5 protein-coding genes are annotated in these 4,406 nt (G+C 66.9%); 1 reads left to right on the forward strand and 4 read right to left on the reverse strand.

Features of this window, described 5'->3' with window-relative positions:
- The first annotated feature begins 52 nt into the window (after nt 1-52).
- Nucleotides 53-1,066 (forward strand): cell wall hydrolase, encoded by a 1,014-nt coding sequence (locus tag K2W81_RS11075; protein ID WP_294104259.1) that lies wholly within the window; start codon nt 53-55, stop codon nt 1,064-1,066.
- 4 nt (nt 1,067-1,070) lie between these two features.
- On the opposite strand, the gene K2W81_RS11080 is transcribed toward K2W81_RS11075, so the two are convergent.
- The 4 genes from K2W81_RS11080 to K2W81_RS11095 all read right to left on the reverse strand — a co-directional run bounded on the left by K2W81_RS11080 (nt 1,071) and on the right by K2W81_RS11095 (nt 4,088).
- Complete coding sequence (locus tag K2W81_RS11080) at nt 1,071-2,972, reverse strand: S9 family peptidase (RefSeq protein ID WP_294104270.1); 1,902 nt, start codon at nt 2,970-2,972, stop codon at nt 1,071-1,073.
- Between the two features lie 65 nt (nt 2,973-3,037).
- Nucleotides 3,038-3,244: a hypothetical protein gene (locus K2W81_RS11085; RefSeq protein WP_294104261.1), complete on the reverse strand. Its 207-nt coding sequence runs from the start codon at nt 3,242-3,244 to the stop codon at nt 3,038-3,040.
- 83 nt (nt 3,245-3,327) lie between these two features.
- Complete coding sequence (locus K2W81_RS11090) at nt 3,328-3,540, reverse strand: cold-shock protein (RefSeq protein ID WP_294104263.1); 213 nt, start codon at nt 3,538-3,540, stop codon at nt 3,328-3,330.
- A 179-nt stretch (nt 3,541-3,719) separates the two neighbouring features.
- The gene (locus K2W81_RS11095; protein WP_294104265.1) at nt 3,720-4,088 is read right to left on the reverse strand and encodes a glycine zipper 2TM domain-containing protein; all 369 of its coding nucleotides are present in this window, start codon (nt 4,086-4,088) and stop codon (nt 3,720-3,722) included.
- Nucleotides 4,089-4,406: the final 318 nt, after the last annotated feature.

Here is a 4,406-nt window from a genome sequence, read left to right on the forward strand (position 1 = left end):
TTTGACGCACTATCGAATTGAAACGGACGATTGCGTGAGTCGGGTAGCGGGCATGTCGCGGGCGCAGCTGTTGCTGGTCGTCCTGATCGTCGCGATGGCGGCGGTGTCGGCGCGTGCGGCGATGATCGTCGTTTCCGTCGCGCAACAGCGCGCCGCGCCGCCCGCGCCGCCCAAGGGCTATGACGCGGGCGACCATTTCCCCGGTGCGGCGTTGCTCTATGCCAGCGACCTGTCGCTGCCCACCGCCGCCACCGACGCGAGCCTGGCCGCGCCCGCCAGCGGCACCACCGGTACCGCGCCGCTGCCGACGCTGCCGATCCCGTCGACCTATGTTGCGTCGCCCACGCTCGACGGCACGATCCACCCTGCCCGGCCCTTCGTAATGACGCGGGCGAGCGGCAGCGATTACGGGCGCGCGCTCAATTGCCTGGCGACCGCGATCTATTACGAAGCCGCCAGCGAGCCCGATGCGGGGCAGCGCGCGGTGGCGCAGGTGATCCTCAACCGCGTGCGCCATCCCGCCTTTCCCGGCACGGTGTGCGGCGTCGTCTATCAGGGATCGGAAAAGGCGGGCTGCCAGTTCAGCTACGCCTGCGACGGCGCGATGGCGCGGGTGCCGTCGCGCAGCGGCTGGGCGCGCGCGCTGCACAATGCCGGGCTGATGCTGGCGGGGACGGTCGAGGGCCAAGTCGGCACCGCGACGCACTACCACACCTATGCCGTCACCCCGCGCTGGAACCGGCAGATGGTGATGACGGCGGTGATCGGCGCGCATTTCTTCCATCGCTGGCAGGGCTATTGGGGCACGCCCGCGTCGCTCAGCGTGCCCTATCGCGGCGGCGAGCCGCTGCCGGGGCCGCATGCCCGCCTCACCCCGCTCGTGCCGCCCGTGACGATCGCGTCGACGGCAGGCATCGCGCCACCGGCAGCGACGCCCGCCAGCGCGATCCAGCCCGCCTATGTCGACCGCAGCGTCGCGCGCGCGCCTGCGCCGGCGCGCACCGACAACCTGCCCGACAGCCAGATCCTCGACAAATGGAAAGACAGCGGCAAGCCGCTGCGCTGACGCCTTACTTCGCTTTCCCCAGATATTTCTCGAACCACGCGATCGTCCGCTTCTGCACGTCGAGCGCGTTCACCGGGTTGCGGATGCCGTGGCCTTCCTCGGGATAGATGACGAGGCTGGTCGGCACGCCCTGATCCTTCAACGCATGCCAATATTCGACCGACTGCGTCGGCGGCACTTCGATGTCGCGCTCCCCGACATAGATGAAGGTCGGCGTCTTGGCGTTCTTCATGAAGTAAATTGCCGACGGTGCTTTATACGCGTCATAGTCCTCGTACAAAGTCTTGCCGAAGAACGGCAGCATCCACTGGTCGATGCCATTGGTGCCGTAATAGCTGATCCAGTTCGACAGCCCCGCGCTCGCGACGATCGCCTTGAAGCGATTGGTTTGGGTATTCGCCCACATCGCCATGAAGCCGCCGTAGCTGCCGCCGGTCAGCCCCAGCCGCGCGTCGTCGATCGGCGCGACCTTTTCGACGGCATCGATGCCGGTCAAGATGTCGCGCAGGTCGCCGCCGCCGAAGTCGCGCTTGTTCGCGGCGGTGAAGGCTTCGCCCTGGCCATAGCTGCCGCGCGGATTGGGCAGGAAGACGTAGAAGCCCGCGCGGATCAGCTCGGCCACGCCGCCGCGTTCGACGAAATTGGGGACATTCGCTGCCGCCGGGCCGCCGTGGACCACGGTGATCATCGGCGCCTTCCTGGCGGGATCAGCGCCCACCGGCGCGAGCAGCCAGCCTTGCGAGGTGAAGCCTTCGTTGGTCCAGCTGATGCTGCGCGCGCTAACCGCCGGTGCAACGCCGTCATTTTCATGGGTGAGTTGCTTGGGCGCTGTGGCGGGTCCGGCGAAGATCGCTGGCGCATGCGTCCAGTCTTGCACCACCGTTGCAACGGTCTTGCCGTCGTCGCTGAACGCCGCGCGGCCATCGCCCGCCGCAAAGCTGGCCGGACGCGCGAACAGCGGCGCGCCATAGCCCTTGTCGGTCACCGCGACGATCTCGCTCGCATCGCCGTGGAGCAAGGTCGCGCGCAGGCCGCCCTTGGTCCAATCAATCGCGGTCGCGGTCGCCTTGGCGCCATCGGTGATGTTGACCGGGGTGCCGCCGGTGATCGGCACGGTGAAGACATCGCCGCCGACCGAGCCGAAATCGCTCATCAGCCCGCCGATATAGGCGACCGCTTTGCCATCGGGCGAGACGCGCGGGAAATTGAGCTGCGTCGTCGGCTTGGCGATCGTGCGCACCGCGCCCGTCGCGGCGTCGATATGGTCGAGCGTCGCGACCCACCAATTGGCGTCGCCATTGCCCAACACCGAGGTGACGACAAAACCGCTGCCATCGGGCGTCCAGTCATATTCATAGACATAGCGCCCCGCAGGCGACACCGGCTTGACCGCATCGGCGGCGAGCGTGGCGGCGCGGTCGAACACCGCGAGCTGCTGCGCGTCGTTTTTCTCGCCGATTTCGCCGACCTGGCGCACCCCCGCTTGCGCGGCGCCGGCTTCCTTGGCGGCGCCGATCGTGACGAGAAGCGCAATCCGCTTGCCGTCGGGCGAGAAGCGCGGGCTTTGGGCAATGCCCCTGACCGTCGCGACGGCGCGCACGAGCCCGCCTTCAACGATGTCGAGCGTCACTTCGCCCTTCGCCCGGTCGCGCGCCAGAAACGCGAGCGTGCCGTCACTGGCAAAGGTGAGCCCGGAATAGCCGCAGGTCGCCGCGCAGGGATCAAGCGTCGTCAGCACGGCGCCAGTCTTGACCGCACGCACCACGATCTTCGCCTTGCCGCCGCTCGTCTCGACCGTCGCGATCCGGTCCCCGGCGGGGGCGAGCGCGAGGCCGCTATAGTTGACCGGCGCGGCAAGCGCAGGGACGGCGGTGGTCGCAAGAATGGCGGCGATAAACAGGCGCATGGACATCAACTCTCCCGATCAGTTTGACCGGTCGATAGCACAGCCCGTCGCAACGGCAAGCCGCGCTACTCGGCGGGTTGCATCCTGACCGCCGCAGCGGCGGCTTCGCGTACGTCGCGCTGGGCACGCACGCTTTCGGCGCGTTCGGCCATCTGGATCCAGGCGCGTTCGGCGCGTTCGGCGCGTTCGCGGACATTGTCGAGCGTCGCGGCTTCGGCGGCGGCATGTTCTGCGGCTGCACGAGCGCGGTAGAATTTGGGATCGTCGGCCATCGGCGGCGGGCCTTTTCTGGCTGGAGGGATCCGGGGAAGAACGGCCCCCGCGCCGCATCGGGCGCGGGGGCCGGAATCAGGTGTTAGTCAACCGCCTGAAGATTGACCGCCGACTGCTTGCCGCGACGATCCGCTTCGAGCTCGTACGACACGCGCTGGTTCTGGTTCAGCGTCGCCATGCCGGCGCGCTCGACCGCGGTGATGTGGACGAAGGCGTCGTTGCCGCCGTCATCGGGAGCAATGAAGCCATAGCCCTTGTCGGCGTTGAAAAACTTGACGGTACCGTTGATAGCCATTTGATATTCCTTCTTTTCGGGGGCGGACCGAAGAGGTCGGCACGCCCGGTGCCGTGGCAGCAGGGAAAGAAGGAAAGAGGTGCCGCAAAGCGCCAGGAACCGTCGATTTGCGACTGTAGCACGGGCGCATATGGGGACCGGAGGCGGTTTTGGCAAGGGGCGCCCCCGGCGTGGCCCGATTAACGGCAGCGTACGTTATTACGATTCTGGTCCTTTTCGACGGCGCTCCCGATCAGCGCGCCACCGGCGGCGCCGAGCAACGTGCCGAGCGTCTTCGACCCGCCCGGCGCGATGATGTTGCCGAGCACGCCACCCGACACGCCGCCGACGATCAGCCCGGTCGTGCCGTCATTGCGGCGGCAATAATAGCGATCGTCGCGCCCGCGATAGACGCGGTCACCGCGCCCGAGGCGACGCTCCTGATAATTCGGCCCGTCGCGATAATATTGGTCGGCGTAATAGGGATTGCCGCCGCCATAGCTGCCGTCCGAAACGCAGCCGCCAAGCAACGTCGTCGCGGCCACGAGGCCCAAGGTGATCGAGCGCATATCATGTCTCCTGACGTGGATGATGTCGGCTCAATGCTCGGGGTGGGCGAATGGTTGCAGGCGCGTGCCCGGTCCGGGGCGAGGCGGCGCGCGCGAAAGGTGTCAAAGGTTACGACCATCGCAGGGGGGTCACCGCGCATAAGGGCATCCGTTGGACGGGCATTGGGCATATTTCAGCCCGCAGAGCTGGAGCATCTTACTTCAATTGAAATTCACTATTTTGCGTTCGGGCTGAGCTTGTCTGTCAACCGGCGCGGGATGTTGACCCCTTATCGGCGCCCAACATTGACCCCGCTATGGCGAGCATGATGGTGGAGC

The organism is Sphingomonas sp., from assembly GCF_019749955.1.
Classification (GTDB): Bacteria; Pseudomonadota; Alphaproteobacteria; order Sphingomonadales; family Sphingomonadaceae; genus Sphingomonas.

What these genes read in the sequence shown, in the direction of transcription:
- K2W81_RS11085 (WP_294104261.1), bottom strand. Translation starts at nt 3,244, where the DNA reads ATGGCCGACGATCCCAAATTCTACCGCGCTCGTGCAGCCGCAGAACAT.
- K2W81_RS11095 (WP_294104265.1), bottom strand. Translation starts at nt 4,088, where the DNA reads ATGCGCTCGATCACCTTGGGCCTCGTGGCCGCGACGACGTTGCTTGGC.
- K2W81_RS11090 (WP_294104263.1), bottom strand. Translation starts at nt 3,540, where the DNA reads ATGGCTATCAACGGTACCGTCAAGTTTTTCAACGCCGACAAGGGCTAT.
- K2W81_RS11080 (WP_294104270.1), bottom strand. Translation starts at nt 2,972, where the DNA reads ATGCGCCTGTTTATCGCCGCCATTCTTGCGACCACCGCCGTCCCTGCG.
- K2W81_RS11075 (WP_294104259.1), top strand. Translation starts at nt 53, where the DNA reads ATGTCGCGGGCGCAGCTGTTGCTGGTCGTCCTGATCGTCGCGATGGCG.